Here is an 18,325-nt window from a genome sequence, read left to right as displayed (position 1 = left end):
GAGCTATTCTTTGGTGATTTGTGGTGTGTGGTCTGGGGTTATGGTGGCATGCGGACACACTTTTCTTTACTTAACCCGCATCTACTAAGGTCAGAACCGTGAAGCGCGCAACCGATAACGACGACAGGACTGAGCTGGCTCTCAGGTTATCCGCCAATATTGAGGCCGTGCTCATGGATTTTCTCGATGAGCTGACTTATTCCCGCAGGCTCTCTGGCGCAACCGTCCGTGCCTATCGAGCCGATCTCATCCCCCTCCTCGCCGGCCTGGACCACATCAGTGAACTCTCCACCCCTGTCATCCGTGCGCACCTCGGCGCGAAGCATGCGGAGGGTGCTGCGCGGTCATCGCTGGCTCGCTTAACGACGTCCATTCGCCAGTTCTGTAGTTGGCTCGTAGCTCGGCAAATTCTCGATGCTGATCCGTCGCTGCGGCTGTCAACGCCGAAGAAACATCAGCATCTTCCGGAAGTGCTCTCGCCGGAGAGGGTTGAGGAGGCAATCGAGAAAGTCTCATCCGAGGACAGCGCAGTTGCGGCTCGCGACTTGGCCATTGTGGAACTGTTGTATGCCACCGGGATGCGTGTAGAAGAGCTGTGCAAGGCCGACGTCTCTGATGTGGACTTTTCCCGCCACATCATCTCGGTAGTGGGTAAGGGGAACAAGCAGCGCATCGTGCCCTTCGGTGCACCAGCGGAGGCGGCACTCAAAGGCTGGCTCCAGGTGCGTGGAAGCTTTCATGCTTCCGCACAGGCCGAACATGCGCTTTTTCTCGGTGTGCGTGGAGGTAGATTGAATCCTCGTCAGGCGCGCCGAGTTATTCATAAATGGGCTGATGTTTCACCGCATGCTCTCCGACATTCTGCGGCCACGGCCATGGTGGAAGGTGGCGCTGACTTGCGTGTGGTGCAGGAGATGCTCGGTCATTCGAGTCTGGCGACCACGCAGATTTATACCCACGTCTCAGCGGATCGTCTCCGTGAAGTACATAAGCGGGCACATCCGCGCGCTTAATTGCGCAGGGTTGTTTAATTGCGTACAGGCTTGAGCACGATTGGTCTCCGCTGTATCAAATCCAGTGGGTTGAGATAGTCTTTGCCGCGCAGTGCGCCCCAATGCAGGCCCGGTTCGGGATGTTTGGCGTTGACCACAAGATGACCAATCACCTGGCCAGCGGCCACGTGGTCTCCCTTTTCTAACGCGGTATCTATGGGCTGATAGGTTGTGCGGATGCCATCGGCGTGCATGATTGACACGGAAGTCATTCCGGCGATCGAACCGGCGAAATGCACCACACCGGGAGCTGAGGCGCGGATTGGCTGGCCCGGGGAGGCGTTCAGGTCTACTCCGCGATGTCCAGGCTGCCAGCGTTTTTCCGGTGGGGCGTAGTCGCGTAGTATTTTGCCGTGCACAGGGAAGGTATGCGCAATGGCGGATATTGGCTCGCCGGTAGCTGCAGGTGGGCTTGGGGGTGTTGTTAGCGCGACAGCGAGCACGAATAGCGCTAATGTGCGCATTAGCGAGCGCCTGAAACTCTGCTTGGTCGTCATACGCGATAGTGTGGCGGACGCTGCACTCGTCGACAAGCGGCAGTGCATTGCAAACGGTTCTAGCTGTGGATGACTTTTTGTCCTGTGGATAGCAGGGCGTGTCAGATATTGCGACCTGCGCGATGTATCAGATAAGATGACGCTCGCGGTGTCTGCCTTAATCGGGCGGTCATTAGCACAAAGACTACGCGCGCGACCCATTCCGGCTGGTTCACGGGTGCTCGGCAAGAATATCTGTCGGGTGTGAGGCAGCGGGGGAGCGCTAGGGCACAGGGAAAGCCTGTGCGTGAACTGTAACCACCTATATCGGATAAGAAAGGAAGGGAAGCAGCCGCAGCCCTAGTCAGGCTGGACGTGAGGATCTTCCCTGAATATGACATGGCTGTTGTATCCATGCGAGAACTGCTCGATGCAGGTGTCCACTTCGGTCACCAGACCCGTCGTTGGAACCCGAAGATGAAGCGTTTCATCTTCACCGAGCGCAATGGCATCTACATCATCGACCTGCAGCAGACCCTGACCTACATCGACGAGGCTTTCGAGTTCGTCAAGGAGACTGTCGCTCACGGTGGCAACATCCTGTTCGTCGGTACCAAGAAGCAGGCTCAGGAAGCCGTTCAGAACGAGGCAGAGCGCGTTGACATGCCATACGTCAACCACCGCTGGCTCGGCGGTATGCTGACCAACTTCGCCACCGTTTCCAAGCGCCTGGCTCGCCTGAAGGAGCTTCAGGCAATGGACGCTGCTGAGAACGGCTACGAGGGTCGCGGCAAGAAGGAAATCCTGATGCTGACCCGTGAGCGCACCAAGCTGGAGCGCACCCTGGGCGGCATTCGCGACATGTCCAAGGTTCCGTCCGCACTGTGGATTGTTGACACCAACAAGGAGCACATCGCTGTCGCCGAGGCTAAGAAGCTGGGCATTCCGGTTGTTGCCATCCTGGACACCAACTGCGACCCGGATGACGTTGACTTCCCGATCCCGGGCAACGACGACGCAATCCGCGCTGCTTCCGTGCTGACCCGCATCATCTCCACCGCTGTTGAAGAGGGCCGCAAGGCTCGCGCTGAGCGCGAGGCCAACGCTGCTCGCGAGGCAGCAGGCGACGCTCCGATCGAGTCCGCCGCTGAGAACACCGACCAGGCTGCAGAGATGGACGCCGAGGGCTCCACTGCAACTGAGACGGCATCCGCTGAGTAAAGCTGAACTTTCTAACCACCACAAGTTCTAACCACCACAAGGAGGAACGCCCAGCATGGCGAATTTCACTGCTGCTGACGTCAAGAAGCTCCGTGAGCTGACCGGCTCCGGCATGAAGGCTTGTAAGGACGCACTCGTCGAGACCGACGGAGATTTCGACAAGGCTGTCGAGATCCTGCGTATTAAGGGCGCAAAGGACGTCGGCAAGCGTGCAGAGCGCACCGCCGCCGAGGGCCTGATCGCTGTTTCTGGTAACACCATGGTCGAGGTCAACTCCGAGACCGACTTCGTTGCCAAGAACCAGGAGTTCATCGACTTCGCCAACAAGGTCGCCGACGCTGCCGCAGCAGTCAAGGCAAACTCCCCGGAAGAGCTCGCAGCAGCTGACCTCGACGGTCAGACCGCAGCTGACGCTACCCAGGAGCTCTCCGCAAAGATCGGTGAGAAGCTGGAGCTGCGTCGCGCCGCTACTCTCGAGGGCGACAACATCGCTGTCTACCTGCACCGCCGTGCAGCAGACCTGCCGGCAGCTGTCGGTGTTCTGGTTGCTTACACCGGTGAGGGCGAGGGTGCTGCAGAGACTGCTCACGCAGCAGCTATGCAGGTTGCCGCTCTGAAGGCTCAGTACCTGTCCCGCGAGGATGTCCCGGCCGACCGCGTCGAGGCAGAGCGCGCTGTCTACGAGAAGATCACCCGCGAAGAGGGCAAGCCGGAGCAGGCTATCGCGAAGATCGTCGAGGGTCGTCTGAACGGCTTCTACAAGGACGTTGTTCTGCTGGAGCAGCCGTCTGTCGCCGACAGCAAGAAGACCGTTAAGCAGCTCATGGAAGAGGCTGGCGTTACCCTGACCGGTTTCGTTCGCTTCGAGGTTGGCCAGCACTAATTCGCTGTAATTTGTGCATAAGCCTCTAGCTGTGAGCTAGTTTAAATGCCCCGCTCGGGAACCCGGGCGGGGCATTTTGCTGTCCTGTAGCCGATAATGCGGAGCGTCAAGTGTGCCTTGCTGTCGTGACCGGGTAGACTCGTCTGCGACTTTTTAAACGGTGTGAGAAAGGTGCATGGTCATGGCAGAATCTGTCGAGCGCAATGGCTTCAAGCGTGTGATGCTCAAGCTCGGTGGTGAGATGTTCGGTGGCGGCAAGGTTGGCGTTGACCCGGACGTGGTGCAAAACGTTGCCCGACAGATTGCGGAAGTTTCCCGAAAGGGCGTCGAGGTCTGTGTCGTCATCGGCGGCGGTAACTTCTTCCGTGGCGCACAGCTTCAGCAGCGCGGCATGGACCGCGCACGCTCTGACTACATGGGCATGCTGGGCACGGTTATGAACTGCCTGGCTCTGCAGGACTTCCTCGAGCAGGAGGGCGTGGACTGCCGTGTGCAGACTGCTATCAACATGGCACAGGTCTCAGAGCCGTACCTGCCGCTGCGTGCTAAGCGCCACCTGGAGAAGGGCCGCGTGGTCATCTTCGGTGCAGGTATGGGTATGCCGTACTTCTCCACCGACACCACTGCCGCCCAGCGCGCCCTGGAGATCGGCTGCGAGGTGCTGCTGATGGCCAAGGCCGTTGACGGTGTCTACTCGGCCGACCCACGTGAGGTGCCGGACGCAGAGCTGTTCGATGACATCACCCACCGTGAGGTTCTGGAACGGGACCTGCGCGTTGCTGATGCCACCGCCTTCTCCCTGTGCATGGACAACAACATGCCGATTCTCGTGTTTAATCTGCTTACCGACGGAAACATTGCGCGCGCGGTAGCCGGTGAGCAAATCGGTACTCTCGTCCACAGCTGATAAATTTGTTCGTAATACGTTCTTTCCACAGAGCGCTCTAGAACTATCTAGAACCCGAGTAGAAACCCGAGGTTAAAAACACAATGATTGATGAAGTCCTGCTTGACTGTGAAGAAAAGTACGGTAGCTCCGTAGAGCACTGCCGCGAGGAGCTGACGCACATTCGCACTGGTCGTGCGAACCCGGCGATGTTCAATGGCGTTATTGCGGAGTACTACGGTGTTCCGACTCCGATTACCCAGATGGCTACCATTTCGGTTCCGGAGCCGCGCATGCTGCTAATTAAGCCGTATGAGCTGAGCGTTATGGGCGACATCGAAAACGCGATTCGCAACTCCGACCTGGGCGTGAACCCGACTAATGACGGCCAGGTTCTGCGCGTAACTATCCCGCAGCTGACCGAGGAGCGCCGTCGTGAGATGGTCAAGGTCGCACGTTCGAAGGGTGAAGACGCCAAGATTGCGATTCGCAATGTCCGTCGTAAGGGCATGGAAACTCTGAAGAAGATTCAGAAGGACGGCGACGCTGGCGAGGACGAGGTGCAGGCAGGCGAAAAGGAGCTGGACCAGGTCACCAAGAACTACGTCGAGCAGGTGGACTCCTTGGTTGAGCGCAAGGAAGCGGAACTGATGGAGGTTTAGGCCTTCATATTCAACCGGGAGAGGGGATTTGAGGCGCCAATGCCAACGTCGAAGCCAGCGTCCAATAAGGAACGTGTTCTAGACGAGCTACGGCTTATTAAGCCGCGTAACTCGGCAGGTCGGAACCTGCCGGTTGCAATTACGGTGGGCGTAGCACTTGGTGCAGTCGTCATCATCGGCTTGCTGCTGGGGGCGCTCGCCTGGACCGTTCTGGTCGCCGCGGCGGTTGGCCTTGCAACCTGGGAGGTCTGCGAGCGGCTCCGCGAGTCCGATTGGCAGGTCCCTCGCCCGGTTCTGATTTTCGGCGGACAGCTGATGGTGTGGCTGTCCGCCTACTGGGGGATTGACGGTCTGGTCATGGGCCTGACTGTTACCCTGATGCTTTTACTAGTCACCCGTCTGTTTTTGCACGGGATGGCTGAAGCACCACGGAACTGGCTGCGGGATGTCGCAGTCGGAGTTTTCGTGGTGATGTGGATTCCGTTCTTTGCGGCGCTAGCTGTGCAGCTGGTGCACATGGACAATCCCTGGGAAGTCGATCCCCGTCTGGTCATTGTGACCTTCATGATCGGGGTGATTTCCAATGACGTCGGAGGCTATGCCGCCGGTGTCATGTTCGGAAAGCATCCGATGGCTCCGAAGGTAAGCCCTAAAAAATCCTGGGAAGGGTTCGGCGGCTCTCTCGTACTCGCCACTATTACTGGAGCGCTCTGTGCAATCTTTATGTTGCACGCGCCGTGGTGGCAGGGCATCGTGCTGGGCATTGCCTTGGTTATCTCCGCCACGCTTGGTGACCTGATGGAGTCCCAGTTCAAACGCGATCTGGGGATTAAGGATATGTCCTCGATATTGCCGGGCCACGGCGGTCTGATGGACCGCCTGGATGGCATGCTGCCATCAGCCGCGATGACGTGGCTGATATTGCAGCTTTTCAGCCTGGTTTAATTTGGCTGGTTCAGTCGGGCTTTAGTTGTCGCCCTTACGAATCTGGCGGCGCAGATCAAACATTCGCCAGCCACCGATTAGCGCAGTGATGAGGGCGCCGAGGATAGCAGCGAACAGCATTCCGACACCGACCGGGAAGTTCCAGGCCCAGCCGAACAGGTTTAGTGTGGTCTCCTGCTGATTCTGCAGAATGAATACAAGCAATACGATCAGCAAAACTGCACTGATGACCAGGCCAACCCACATCGAGCCCGCGGTAGTCTTTTTCACCTTGCGCCGGCCAGGAGCGGGCGCTGGCTCCGGTGTGGAGTCCTTCTCTGCGGGCGCGTCAACGACTGGCTCTGGAAGGTTGTCCTGCTCTGGTGCAGGAACCACGGAATCATTTGGAGAGTACGACGGAGTATCGTCGAAAAGCGGACTGTCGTTATTCGGCTGATTAGCGTTAGTCATACCTATCATTCAACACGTTTTGGCAGGTATGTACCACTTGTAAAGGTCCACTTAGTTGCGGCTGCCTAGTCGCTCATTAGGCCAAAACCGTCATTACATGCGAAAATGGGTGCCATCATGGCATCTTCACTTCCAATCGTTCTTAAAGCTCCACGTCGCGGCATGCCCGCGACCCATTTTGCGGACCTCGATGTTGAGGAACGGAAGGCTGCGGTCAAGGAACTGGGCCTGCCGGCCTTCCGCGCCGATCAGATTGCCCGGCACTATTACGGTCGGCTTGAGGCTGACCCTATGACGATGACTGATCTGCCGGAAGCAGACCGTCAAAAGGTCAAAGACAGTCTCTTCCCACCTCTGTTGACCCCCGTGCGGCACATCACCTGTGACGACGGCGAAACGCGTAAGACTCTGTGGCGTGCAGGTGACGGTACGCTGCTGGAATCCGTGCTGATGAAGTACCCGGGGCGTGCGACCCTCTGTATTTCCTCGCAGGCGGGCTGCGGTATGGCATGCCCATTCTGTGCGACGGGTCAAGGCGGTCTGCAGCGTAATCTCTCTACCGCGGAGATTGTCGACCAGGTTCGTGAGGCCGCTGCTACGATGGCAGCTGAGGGCGGTCGTCTGACCAACATCGTATTCATGGGCATGGGTGAGCCGCTCGCGAACTACAATCGCGTTCTCGCCGCCGTCCATCGCATCACGCGGCCGTCGCCGGAGGGATTCGGCATCTCGATGCGCAATGTCACCGTCTCTACGGTCGGTTTCGCGCCGAACATCCGACGGCTTGCCGACGAGGACCTGTCAGTAACCCTCGCGGTGTCTCTGCACACTCCAGATGACGAGCTTCGCGACGAGCTGGTACCGATCAACAATCGCTTTACAGTGGCCGAGGTACTTGATGCAGCTCGCTACTACGCAGACAAGACAGGCCGTCGCGTATCTATTGAGTACGCTTTGATTCGCGATATTAACGACCAGGATTGGCGTGCAGACCTGTTGGGTAAGAAGCTCCATAATGCTCTGGGCTCACGTGTCCACGTCAACCTCATTCCGCTCAACCCAACTCCGGGTTCGAAGTGGGATGCCTCTCCAAAGAAGCAGCAGGAGGAGTTCGTCCGCCGCGTACAGGCGCAGGGGGTACCGTGCACGGTCCGCGATACCCGTGGCAACGAGATTGCGGCAGCGTGTGGTCAGCTGGCGGCCGAAGAGGTTTAGCCGACAAATAGCAAAAAATCCGCACCGAATTCGGTGCGGATCTTTTTGTGCGCTGTAGCGCTATAGAGCTGTTGCTATAGAGCTGTTAGGCCAGACTTTCTGCAAAAGTGGCTAACTCTATTGGTTCTGGCCTTCCGGCAGGCGGTTCCAGGAGCGCAGCTGAGAGTCGGTCAGGTTAGCGTAGACGCCAGTGCCGTTTACCTGGTCGCGTGCCCACTCCGGCTCAATGTGGCCTTCCGGCTTGTTGTGACCGGTAACGGTGCGAACCTGAGAACCCTGCGGGGCGAACAACTGCAACAGCAGGCCAATAGCAATCAGGGCGGCGATGACGACCAGCCACCAGTTCTCGACGTTGCCCTTGTGGTTACCAATGGTCATGCCCAGCAGGAAGATTACGGAAATCCAGCCGGCCTTCTGCATAGCGCTCTTGCTAATGCCGTGCCAGCCCCACTTCGCCGACGGCTCGTCGAGGGTGCTGACGCCGCGGTAAATTTCTTCCTTTGGCTCGTGGTTGCTCACTTGAAAGTCCTCCTGTTAACACTTTCGGCGAATTGCACTCTATATGCACTTCAGTCTATCTGCGGTTTTGCTGAAAGCGACTGAGCGCATTTTCAGACAATCTTGAGTATCGGGTGTAAGGATACCTTAGAACTTGCTGAAATTGGGACTTAGCCCGGCCGGAAACTGTTCGCCGGTGTGCTCGTTTGCCCAAAGTGGGGGTAGGGTGAGCACTCGTGACATTTCTTCTTGGAGTTTTACTCTTCGCAATCGGCATCGCGGTGACAATCGCCCTTCACGAATGGGGCCATCTCACCGCAGCTCGCCTGTGTGGAATGCGAGTGCGTCGATACTTCATTGGCTTCGGCCCAACGCTGTTTTCCTTCAAGCGGCATCACGCTGCGGCAGGTGGGCATGACACCGAGTATGGAGTAAAGGCAATTCCCTTTGGCGGATTCTGCGACATCGCAGGCATGACGGCAATGGATCCCATCGCTCCTGCCGAAGAACCCTACGCCATGTACAAGAAGCCGTGGTGGCAGCGCATTATCGTGATGCTCGGTGGGGTGGCAATGAACCTCATCGTTGGATTCATCATTCTTTACTTCATTGCCGTGACGTGGGGTTTGCCCAACATGGGTAAGGAAATGGCGCCACGCATTCAGGCGGTGCAGTGCGTCTCGCCGGCACAGCGTGCCGACGGTACGCTGGAGCCCTGCACTGGTTCCGGTCCTGCAGAGCGCGCAGGGCTACGTGCCGGAGATGTGATTGAGAAGATCAATGGCACCAAGATCACGTCCTACCCCGAGGCTGTGTCTCTCATCGGTAGCTCTGCAGGTGGCGACATCAAAATGACCATCGACCGCAATGGCAGCACCCAGACGGTCACGGTCACCCCGGAAGTCGTCAAGCGCAAGACTAACGACGGGCAGGACATCGACCAGCCAGCAATTGGTATCGCCTTCCAGCGCCCAGAGACCATCCTCCACGAGTACAACGCAGTGACTGCCATCGGTGGTGCGGCCAGCTTCACAGGCAGCCTTTTCGGGGCGGTTTGGAACGGGCTGCTCTCCATTCCGGAGAAGGTTCCCGGCGTGGTCGCCTCTATCTTTGGTGCTCAGCGTGACCCGGCCAGCCCAATGAGTGTCGTCGGCGCGTCGCGTGCCGGTGGTGAATTGGTGGAGATGAACCAGTGGCCTTCATTCTTTCTGTTGCTGGCTAACCTCAATTATTTCCTGGCCGTGTTCAACCTCGTGCCGTTGCCGCCACTCGACGGTGGCCACATCGCCGTTGTTATTTATGAGCGCATCCGCGACCTGATTCGCAAGGCGTTCGGTAAGCCTGCGCTTGGGCCTGCCGATTACACCAAACTCATGCCAATTACTATGGCCTTTACCGCAGTTTTGCTGGTCTTCGGCGTTCTGGTTATGGCTGCTGACGTGGTCAATCCAATTGTGCTGAACCGCTGATAGCAGGTTGCGGCGCGCCAGCGTCGTCGTAAAGCAAAGCGGTGCTAACGTCAGCCCACATGGAACAAACTTCGCGCCGCAAGCCCCTGCTTCGCAGTATCTCGGCTGTGGCAATCACGGGTCTGGTGTTGTCATCCGCCGCGTGTACGCCGCGGCCTGACACCGGGCGCGAGGTGCTTGAGGAATTCCTTGGGGCGCTGGCGGGAGGGGATGTCGCTAAGGCGGCGGCGCTGACCGATCATCCGGATTCCGCTGAGGGGGATCTGAATGCGGCCACCGACGGCCTTCAGCCGGAGGGGCTTGACTATGAAATCGAGGGTATCGATACCAGCTCGAATCAGTCCTCGGCCGAAGTCACCATGAATTGGCAGCTGCCGCATCAGCGACGCTGGGGGTATGACACCACTTTCACGCTGACCAAGACTGAGGCTGGGCAACGGGATTGGGCGTTGCGCTGGTCGCCAGCATCCCTGCATCCACAGCTGGGGCGTAATCAGCACCCAGAATTGCGCACTATCGCAGCTCCACGTCCGTCTGTGGTTGGTTCGGACGGTGCGGCCTTGCTTGAGCCGGGGACTGTGCACCGGGTAATTCTCAATCGTGATGGGGCGGAGAATGTGCAGTCGTCGATTAACCGGGCGGCGACGGTCATCAATAATGAAATGCCGGAAGATGGTCCGAAGCTTGACGCGCGCGCTATAGGGGAGCAGGCAGCTGGTGGGAAGGGTAACTTTTCACTGATTGTGCTGCCGGCATCCACGCCGCAGCGAGTCAAGGATGAGCTCGCGGACATTGACGGAATTTCTGTTAACGATGAAGCAGCGATGGTGCGACCCGACCCGGGGTTTGCTCCAGATTTGATGAGCCGCGTGGAAAGGCTAGTGGACACTGGTGATCACGGTGCCGATGGCTGGAATATCGTGGCGGCCAACGAGGGCGGAGCAGTCGTCGGCACGCTCTATGAGGTGTCTCCGGATGTAGCCCCGGCGGTGCAGGCATCGATTAGTAAAAAGGTGCAGGACGCAGCGCAGAAGGCAGTCGATACGCGGCAAGATGCGAAGGCAATGCTGGTGGCTGTGCAGCCGTCTACGGGCAAGATTCTGGCGGTAGCCCAGACGGCGGAAGCAGACAAGGACGGCGACCTTGCGCTGATGGGACAGTTCCCGCCGGGATCGACGTACAAGATTGTCACTGCCGCTGCAGGTGTGCAGCACGAGGGGCTAAATGCGGGATCGACTGTGCCGTGCCCAGGTTCGATGGAAATCGGGCCGCGAATTGTCACCAACTACAACGGAAGTGGTGTCGGGGATACCTCGCTGAGCGATGCCTTCGCGCGGTCTTGCAACACCACGTTCGGCAACATCTCCCACAAGTTGGAACCAGGGCAGTTCAAGGAGGAGTCCAAGAACTTCGGCATCGGAATCAACTATCACATCGCGGGCCTCGACACTATTACCGGCAGCGTGTCTGACGGTAGTGATGAAGTCGAGCGTATCGATGCGGGCTATGGACAGGGCAATGACTTGGCCAGCCCGTTTGGCATGGCGCTGGTTTCCGCGACGGTGGCGGCCGGGCGCACTCCGACGCCGTCACTCGTGCCGAGCGCGGGAACGTGGCAGTCCCAGACATCGAAACCGCTTCCACCTGAGGTTTTGAACGAGGTTCGCTCACTCATGCGGGCTGTGGTGACCTCCGGTACTGGTTCGGCCATTGCTGGTCGAGGTGAAGTCTACGCAAAGACCGGTGAGGCCGAGTACGCAGGCGGCTCGCATGCTTGGTTTACTGGCTACCGCGATGATTTGGCCTTTGCCACGCTCATCGTCGGCGGTGGTGGTTCGGAGCATGCCGTGGCGATTACCGATGCCTTCTTCGCCAATATGGATGAAGGTTCAGGAGACGAGGGCTAGAGCATTTCTGGCTTCGAAACCGGCACAGGCCGAAAGGCTAATCCGGGGGTAGGGGTAGAGTATGTTCCATGACTCAGCGTTCTCCACTTACTCAGCAAAAGTCCACGCCAATTCGCACTGTTCCGGCACATATTGAACGGCCGGAGTACGCCTGGAAGGACGAGGTTCAGGAAGGCGTCGGCGAGCCGCTGGTACAGACTCCGGAAGATATTGAAAATATGCGAGAGGTCTCTCGCATTGCTGCCAACGCGTTGGTGGAGGCCGGCAAGGCCGTAGCTCCGGGCGTGACCACGGATGAGATTGACCGGGTGGTGCACGAGTACCTGTTGGATCACGACACCTACCCGTCCACGCTGGGGTACCGCGGTTTTGAGAAGTCGTGCTGTGTGTCTCTTAATGAGATTGTCTGCCACGGTATTCCGGATACTCAGGTTATTGAAGACGGCGATATCGTCAATGTCGATGTCACCGGATACAAGAACGGCGTCCACGGTGACACCAACGCGACTTTCCTCGCGGGCAATGTCTCGGAGGAGCACCTCCAGCTAGTGGAGCGCACTTACAACGCCACCATGCGCGGCATTAAGGTCATCAAGCCGGGGCGCGAGATTAATGTCATCGGCCGCGTAATCGAGTCTTACGCTAAGCGTTTTGGATACAACACCGTTCGGGACTTCACCGGTCACGGTGTCGGTACCACGTTCCACAATGGTTTGATTGTCCTGCACTACGATGAGCCGAGCCAGGACACTATTTTCGAGCCGGGCATGACCTTGACTGTTGAGCCGATGATTAATCTCGGTGAACTGCCGTACCACATCTGGGATAATGGCTGGACTGTGCAGAATGATGACTTCAAGTTCACCGCCCAGTTCGAGCACACAGTGTTGGTGACCTCCGACGGCTATGAAATCCTCACCCTGCCGGATGAGCAGAACGTTCCAGGCCAGTTCCAAACTGGTTGGAAGCCCGAGGCCTAACCCGTGCAGGCCCCTGCAGCTCTGATTGCCGGCTGCACCTCAGATGCCGGTAAGTCGGTTCTGGTCGCCGGCATGTGTCGGCTGCTCGCGCGCCGCGGCGTGAAGGTCGCACCCTTCAAAGCACAGAACATGTCCAACAATTGCGCTGTCACGCTCGACGGCGGCGAGATTGGGCGCGCGCAGGCTCTGCAGGCGCTCGCCTGTGGGCTGGAGCCGGATGTCTCCTTTAACCCGGTGCTTCTCAAACCGGGCTCGGACCACACTAGTCAGGTGGTGGTGAAGGGCAAAGCCGATGGGCATGTGAGCGCTCTGACGTACCGGTCGCGTCGAAAAGCGTTGCGCGGGGTAGTCGCGGAGACATTGGAAGAGCTGCGGGGGCAGTTCGATGTCGTCTTGTGCGAAGGCGCTGGCAGTCCTGCCGAGGTCAATCTGCGAGAGTCAGACATCGCCAACATGGGGTTGGCAGAGCTCGCTGATCTGCCGGTTGTGGTCGCCGGTGACATTGACCGCGGTGGGGTGCTTGCACATTTCGTCGGCACGCATGCAATTTTGAGCCCCGAAGACCGCGCGCGGATTACCGGTTTTATCGTCAACAAGTTCCGGGGCGATGTTTCGCTGTTGACACCGGGATTGGACGTGGTGCGCGAGCACACCGGCGTGCCCGTACTCGGCGTAGTGTCTTTTATTCCGGGGCTGTGGATCGATGCGGAGGATTCGCTCGGCACAGTCGCTGGTGCGTCGGTAGGGCCGGCGAACGCACCGCTGGGTACGGAAACGTTGTCCGTGGCCGCCATTCGCTTGCCGCGCGTGTCCAACGCCACCGATATCGAAGCGCTTGCCTGTGAACCAGGGGTACACGTGCAGTGGACGGTCGATCCGTCGGTCGTTGCTCGCGCCGACCTGGTCGTGTTGCCCGGGACGAAGTCGACGGTCGCCGATCTCAAGTGGTTGCGCGAGCGTGGGCTTGACGACGTACTGGAGAACCGAGCCGCCCGAGGGCTGCCGCTGATTGGCATCTGCGGTGGGTTCCAAATGCTCTGCACCACCATCACTGACTCGGTGGAGTCGGTAGCCGGGACAGTGAACGGGCTTGGCGTGTTCGATACCGACATTGAATTCGCGGGGACGAAGACGCTGGTGAGCCACCTGGATGGCTCTTACGAAGTCCACAATGGACAGGTTGTGCGAAGCAGCGAGGCGCCTTTTATCACTGAGCCTGAAGAAGGGGCGCGGCGTGGCATGGTGATGGGCACGCACCGCCACGGCTACCTGGAAAATGATCAGGCGCGCCGTGAGTTGCTGATGGAAGTTGCAGTTGCCGTCGGTCGGGACGGCTTTGAGGTCAGCTCTAATACTTCGTTTGCCGGAGAACGGCTGCGGCAGGTCGACCTGTTGGCCGATGCAGTCGAGGAGTACCTGGCTGGGCCCGCATTGGCCCAGGCCACAGGTATTGAACAGCTGGGCTAGTTATCGAACTCCAGGCCTAGGATCGCGTTTTCAATCAGCTCTGGCAGTGCTGGGTGGATCCAGTGCTGGCCCTTGACAACTTCGCGCACATCCATTTCGAAGCTCATCATCTGGATGCACTGCTGCACTAGAGTGGCAGCCTGCTCGCCGATGAAGTGCGCACCCAGCAGGCGGCCGGTGGCGCGGTCCGCAATCAACTTGGCAAAGCCGTCGCGATCCTCCAGCGCCCAGCCGTAGGCGACATCGCCGTAGTTCTGTACCTTCACGGTAATGTCCGTGCCATTTTCCGCAGCCCAGGCGCGAGCTTCGTCCTCGGTCATACCGACCTGACCTATCTGCGGATGTGAGAAGACTGCCGACGGAATGTAGCGGTGGTCAAATTCGCGCAGGTCGGACGGGTTCAGCACGTTGTGGAAGACAACCTTGGCCTCATGGTTGGCAATATGCTTCAGCTGGTACGGGCTAGAGACATCGCCCAGCGCCCACACACCTTCGGCAGAGGTGCGGCCGTACTGGTCAACCTTGATGCGACCATCGTCGTGCATCTCCACACCACCGGCGGCAAGGTCCATACGGTCACCGTTGGGAATGCGTCCGGTTGCCACGAGCAGGGCATCGGCTGCGATCTCCGTGCCGTCGTCAAGCGTGGCCGTGACGATCTCGCCCTCCTGGGAGAGCTCAGTGATGGAGGTGTTCATACGGATGTCAATGTCGCGGGAGGCAACCTCGTGGAAGCGCTCGGAGATAGCGGCGTCTGAGCCACGCAGCATGACATCGGAGCGCACCAACATGTGTACCTTCGTACCGAAGGAGGCGAAGACGTGCGCGAACTCGCTAGCGATGTAGCCGCCGCCGACGACGATCATTTCGCGCGGGAGCTTGTCGACGCGCATGATGTTCTCGTTGGTGTAGTAATCCACCCCGGAGTTTGCGATGAGGCCCGGAACGTGAGGGCGGGAGCCTGCAGCGATGATGATGTTGTCGGCTGTGATGTCGACGGTTTCCTCGCCGATGCCAGTGCGAATAGTGCGGCGGCCGACGAACGTTGCGTGGCGGTCGTAGACATCGATATTGGGAGTCTCGTCCCCGCGGCGGTATGCCTCGCCGCCGTCGGCAATCTTGTCTACGCGCTGGGCAAAAACGCGATCCTGGATTTGCTTGAGATCAACGGAATCGAAGGTGCCGTGCACGCCCAGGCGGCTGGCCTCGCGGATGTTGCGGGCGGCATCAGCGGCCAGAACGAACATCTTGGTGGGAATACACCCAACGTTGAGGCAAGTACCCCCGAAACGTCCTTCCTCCACCAGAGCGATACGGACATTGTCGTAGGCCGGGGCTGGAATGGAATTGCCGGACCCGGTTCCGATAATGATGACGTCGTAGTGGCGTGGGGTAGTCTCAGGCGAATTCTCAGTGGTCACAAGCACTCCTAGCATTCTGGTCAAACTAGTTTGGTTCAACCGTACTGAATGCTGATTTATTCCGAGTTCCTATTCTGTGCTCCTATTTTGAGCTGTCTCCTGGATTGACTGTGGCAAGGAACTGAAAGGTCTCATTAAAAGCGCGGTCAAGTGCTTCGGGTGCGGAAAGGTAGACGTCATGGAGAGCACCCGGAATCGCGACGTTGCGAGCCTGCGGTCCCAAGTGGGCAGTGGCATCGGCAATTTGCTCAGTGTTGAGGACAGAGTCAACGCGGCTGAGCTCCGGGGTGTAGTCGGAGCCGAGAAGGTAGTTGTCCGAGTGGAGGACGAGCGTCGGCACGCCGGTGTCAATACCGCGGCTGACACGTTGCTGGCCGACGATGATGGCATTGAGCCAACGCCAGTTCTTGTCATGGCCAGCCAGCGGCTTGAAAGTGCGGTTGTACTCCCAACGCCCCTGGTGGTCGGCGCTAATGGATTTTCCATAGCCGCCCGCAGACTGCACTGGAATAAGACTGTTGGGGCGAATCCGCGACATAACACGAGTCACCAGCGAGTACACGGGAGCCTTTGCCCGGGAAACGTGCAGAGTCAGCCACGGTGAGTTCAAGACGGCAGCCGTGACGGAAATATTGGGTGCTTGCGGGCAATGGCCGCCTGTGCTTCGTAACCAATCGAGCCAGAGCACGGCAATGAGACCACCAGTGGAGTGCGCATTAACAGTGACAGTTGTATGACCAGCGTGGTCTAACACCGCGAGTGCCCTGTTGAGATCCTCGAAGTAATTCGTCAGATCGCTGCAGCCATGCCAAGTCTGCCCAGGTTGGTGCGCGCGCCCGCACTTACGCAGGTCAATAGCGTAAAAGGCGTAGCCTTCGGCGTGGTACCGCTCCGCCACGTGCTTCTGGAAGAAATAGTCCGACATCCCGTGAATCCATAGAACCGCCGGACGCGTTTGGAAGTCGCTTGCCGACGAGTCGGGGCAGTAGCGGACCAATACCGCGTGTACGGATCCCTCACCGTCGGGATCCTGGCCGAGTTCGATGACATGTTGGCTGTAGTCTTCGCCTAGGTTATCGGGGTTAAAGGTGGGGGTAACGAAATCGGGAATATCGGTAGTCACAGGGTCAAGCCTAGCGCCGATTACCGGGGGTAGTGGGAATGTGTGCCACAATAGATTATGGACTGAGACGGTAGCTCTCTTTTGCGTCTTTAGTTGTGTGCGCGCATGTGAGCGAGCGCTAGTTTGAATCACTAATCAAGTTAGTAAGGATGTTGACAGCAAAATGGCTGATAACAAGCTTCCTGCTTCCAGTGGCGACGAGGTAGACGTCGTCCTCATCGGTGCAGGTGTAATGAGTGCGACGCTGGGTGTGCTGCTCAAGGAGCTCGAGCCATCCTGGTCACAGGTTCTGTTCGAGCGTCTCGATCAGCCCGCCAAGGAGTCTTCCTCCCCGTGGAACAACGCTGGTACCGGCCACTCTGCTCTGTGCGAGCTGAACTACACGCCGGAGAAGAACGGCAAGGTCGATGTCACCAAGGCTAAGCTCATTAATGAGCAGTTCCAGGTTTCCCGCCAGCTGTGGACCTCGCTGATTGAAAACGGCACCCTGACTGACCCGAAGGAATTCATCAACCCAGTTGATCACACCACCTTCGCTCAGGGGCCGGAGCAGATGGCGTTCATGCGTCGTCGCTACGAGGCACTTGAGAAGGAGCCGCTGTTCCACGGTCAGGAGCTCATTGAAGATCCGGACCGTTTTGCTGAGTACCTTCCGCTGATGTCCGAGGGCCGTGACTTCTCCAAGCCGGTCTCCGCTATTCGTAACCCGAATGGTACGGACGTTAACTTCGGTGCACTGACCAAGCAGTACCTGGCCGCACTGTCCGATATGGGTACTGAGATTCGCTACGGACACGAGGTCACCGGTCTGAAGCGCGACGGTTCCAAGTGGATCGTCACCGTGAAGAACCTGCACACCAAGGACGTTCGCACCCTGGTTGCCAACTTCGTATTCGTCGGTGCCGGCGGTGACGCACTGCCGCTGCTGCAGAAGGCTCGTATTAACGAGATTCGCGGTTTCGGTGGCTTCCCGGTCTCCGGCCAGTGGCTGCGCTGCACCAACGAGGAAGTCATTGCTAAGCATGACGCCAAGGTCTACGGTAAGGCTTCCGTCGGCACGCCGCCGATGTCCGTTCCGCACCTGGACACCCGTGTTATCGACGGCAAGCGCGGCCTGCTCTTTGGCCCGTACGCCGGTTGGAACATGAAGTTCCTCAAGAACGGTAACAACCTGGACCTGATTAAGTCTCTGCGTCCGGCCAACCTGCCGTCCATGATGGGTGTTGGTGTCCAGGAGATGGGGCTGACCAAGTACCTGATTACTGAGGTTCTGAAGGACTTCGACGCACGTATTGAGTCCCTGCGTGAGTACGTCCCGAACGCTCGCCCAGAGGACTGGGAGCTGATCGTCGCTGGTCAGCGCGTCCAGGTCATTAAGCCGATGAAGGCTCCGGTCTTCGGTACCCTCGAGTTCGGTACCGCGGTCATCAACTCGTGGGACGGCACCATTGCCGGCCTGATGGGTGCATCCCCGGGCGCTTCCATCGCTCCGGCTGTGATGATTAGCCTGATTGAGCGCTGCTTCGGCCGTCACATGGGCAAGTGGGCTCCGAAGCTGAAGGAGCTCGTCCCGTCCTACGGTACGCACCTGGCTGATGACCCGGCTCTGTTCAAGGAGGTCTGGGAGGCTTCCCAGAAGACCCTGAAGCTGGAGCGCTAGTAACTCGCTG

At 58.6% G+C, this 18,325-nt stretch carries 17 protein-coding genes; 12 read left to right on the top strand and 5 right to left on the bottom strand.

What is annotated here, in order from left to right; genetic code table 11:
* Window positions 1-158: 158 nt before the first annotated feature.
* A complete protein-coding gene (locus QP981_RS03905) occupies window positions 159-1,013 on the top strand; it encodes a tyrosine recombinase XerC (protein WP_070644063.1) in 855 nt (284 codons plus the stop codon).
* Window positions 1,014-1,027: 14 nt separating this feature from the next.
* On the opposite strand, the gene QP981_RS03900 is transcribed toward QP981_RS03905, so the two are convergent.
* Entirely contained in the window at window positions 1,028-1,549 is a 522-nt protein-coding gene (locus tag QP981_RS03900) for a murein hydrolase activator EnvC family protein (protein ID WP_070603824.1), read from the bottom strand.
* Window positions 1,550-1,927: 378 nt separating this feature from the next.
* Here QP981_RS03900 and rpsB point away from each other — a divergent pair, with 378 nt between their 5' ends.
* From rpsB to QP981_RS03875, 5 genes are all read left to right on the top strand, one after another.
* Window positions 1,928-2,749, top strand: coding sequence for a 30S ribosomal protein S2 (gene rpsB / locus QP981_RS03895; protein WP_040360682.1), 822 nt, complete (start codon window positions 1,928-1,930; stop codon window positions 2,747-2,749).
* A 55-nt stretch (window positions 2,750-2,804) separates the two neighbouring features.
* On the top strand, window positions 2,805-3,632 hold the full coding sequence (gene tsf, locus QP981_RS03890; RefSeq protein ID WP_049170780.1) for a translation elongation factor Ts: 828 nt from the start codon (window positions 2,805-2,807) through the stop codon (window positions 3,630-3,632).
* A gap of 181 nt (window positions 3,633-3,813) precedes the next feature.
* Window positions 3,814-4,539: a UMP kinase gene (pyrH, locus tag QP981_RS03885; RefSeq protein ID WP_005509726.1), complete on the top strand. Its 726-nt coding sequence runs from the start codon at window positions 3,814-3,816 to the stop codon at window positions 4,537-4,539.
* Between the two features lie 83 nt (window positions 4,540-4,622).
* Entirely contained in the window at window positions 4,623-5,180 is a 558-nt protein-coding gene (gene frr / locus QP981_RS03880; protein WP_038628675.1) for a ribosome recycling factor, read from the top strand.
* A 39-nt stretch (window positions 5,181-5,219) separates the two neighbouring features.
* The gene (locus QP981_RS03875; protein ID WP_049170784.1) at window positions 5,220-6,125 is read left to right on the top strand and encodes a phosphatidate cytidylyltransferase; all 906 of its coding nucleotides are present in this window, start codon (window positions 5,220-5,222) and stop codon (window positions 6,123-6,125) included.
* Between the two features lie 21 nt (window positions 6,126-6,146).
* On the opposite strand, the gene QP981_RS03870 is transcribed toward QP981_RS03875, so the two are convergent.
* Entirely contained in the window at window positions 6,147-6,575 is a 429-nt protein-coding gene (locus tag QP981_RS03870; protein ID WP_284857457.1) for a LapA family protein, read from the bottom strand.
* A 117-nt stretch (window positions 6,576-6,692) separates the two neighbouring features.
* On the opposite strand from QP981_RS03870, the gene rlmN reads away from it, so the two are divergent.
* Window positions 6,693-7,790 (top strand): dual-specificity RNA methyltransferase RlmN, encoded by a 1,098-nt coding sequence (rlmN, locus tag QP981_RS03865; protein ID WP_049189669.1) that lies wholly within the window; start codon window positions 6,693-6,695, stop codon window positions 7,788-7,790.
* A gap of 117 nt (window positions 7,791-7,907) precedes the next feature.
* Here rlmN and QP981_RS03860 read toward each other — a convergent pair whose 3' ends face one another.
* On the bottom strand, window positions 7,908-8,309 hold the full coding sequence (locus QP981_RS03860) for a DUF2631 domain-containing protein (RefSeq protein WP_016422566.1): 402 nt from the start codon (window positions 8,307-8,309) through the stop codon (window positions 7,908-7,910).
* A gap of 215 nt (window positions 8,310-8,524) precedes the next feature.
* Here QP981_RS03860 and QP981_RS03855 point away from each other — a divergent pair, with 215 nt between their 5' ends.
* The 4 genes from QP981_RS03855 to QP981_RS03840 all read left to right on the top strand — a co-directional run bounded on the left by QP981_RS03855 (window position 8,525) and on the right by QP981_RS03840 (window position 14,111).
* Window positions 8,525-9,757 carry a M50 family metallopeptidase gene (locus QP981_RS03855; RefSeq protein WP_070546673.1) on the top strand — a complete coding sequence of 411 codons (1,233 nt, stop codon included), beginning with the start codon at window positions 8,525-8,527 and terminating at the stop codon, window positions 9,755-9,757.
* Between the two features lie 59 nt (window positions 9,758-9,816).
* On the top strand, window positions 9,817-11,664 hold the full coding sequence (locus QP981_RS03850) for a penicillin-binding transpeptidase domain-containing protein (protein WP_187405339.1): 1,848 nt from the start codon (window positions 9,817-9,819) through the stop codon (window positions 11,662-11,664).
* A 68-nt stretch (window positions 11,665-11,732) separates the two neighbouring features.
* Window positions 11,733-12,644, top strand: coding sequence for a type I methionyl aminopeptidase (gene map, locus QP981_RS03845; RefSeq protein ID WP_070595122.1), 912 nt, complete (start codon window positions 11,733-11,735; stop codon window positions 12,642-12,644).
* A gap of 3 nt (window positions 12,645-12,647) precedes the next feature.
* Complete coding sequence (locus QP981_RS03840; protein WP_284857456.1) at window positions 12,648-14,111, top strand: cobyric acid synthase; 1,464 nt, start codon at window positions 12,648-12,650, stop codon at window positions 14,109-14,111.
* Here the strand turns inward: QP981_RS03840 and mtr are convergent.
* Together mtr and QP981_RS03830 are read right to left on the bottom strand one after the other, a co-directional pair.
* Window positions 14,108-15,547, bottom strand: a complete 1,440-nt coding sequence (gene mtr / locus QP981_RS03835) for a mycothione reductase (protein ID WP_284857455.1) — start codon at window positions 15,545-15,547, stop codon at window positions 14,108-14,110. The two genes, QP981_RS03840 and mtr, sit on opposite strands and share 4 nt — an antisense overlap.
* A gap of 67 nt (window positions 15,548-15,614) precedes the next feature.
* Window positions 15,615-16,655 (bottom strand): alpha/beta hydrolase, encoded by a 1,041-nt coding sequence (locus QP981_RS03830; protein WP_069358761.1) that lies wholly within the window; start codon window positions 16,653-16,655, stop codon window positions 15,615-15,617.
* 163 nt (window positions 16,656-16,818) lie between these two features.
* On the opposite strand from QP981_RS03830, the gene mqo reads away from it, so the two are divergent.
* Window positions 16,819-18,315, top strand: a complete 1,497-nt coding sequence (gene mqo, locus QP981_RS03825) for a malate dehydrogenase (quinone) (RefSeq protein WP_049170803.1) — start codon at window positions 16,819-16,821, stop codon at window positions 18,313-18,315.
* The last annotated feature ends 10 nt before the right edge of the window (window positions 18,316-18,325 follow it).

The organism is Corynebacterium sp. MSK047 (assembly GCF_030232285.1).
Taxonomy (GTDB): domain Bacteria; phylum Actinomycetota; class Actinomycetes; order Mycobacteriales; family Mycobacteriaceae; genus Corynebacterium; species Corynebacterium jeikeium_D.
Note: the sequence above shows the minus strand (reverse complement) of the source record. Positions and strands in the feature narration are given on the sequence as shown.